Source organism: Bradyrhizobium sp. LeoA1Lang (genome assembly GCF_055413685.1).
Map to the genome: position 1 here is coordinate 1 of NZ_JBVAPG010000719.1, position 222 is coordinate 222.

1 pseudogene is annotated in these 222 nt (G+C 58.1%); it reads left to right on the forward strand.

What is annotated here, in order from left to right:
• A pseudogene (locus tag ACZYOF_RS45070) lies at positions 1-222 on the forward strand (IS110 family transposase); the annotation flags it as partial.

The following is a 222-nucleotide window of genomic DNA, read 5'->3' on the forward strand; positions in this document are numbered from 1 at the left end:
TCGAGCGTGTCGCCCACGTCAATCGCATCAAGGGACTGTTGTTCTCGCAAGGGATCGCGAATTATGAGCCACTGCGCAAGGATCGACGTGAGCGGCTAGACGAGCTCTGGACCGGCGATGGGCGTGCGCTACCTGTGCTCATGAAGGCCCAGATTTCCCGCGAAGTCGATCGGCTAGAACTGCTGCTCGAACAGATCAAGCTGGTTGAGGATGAACGCGATG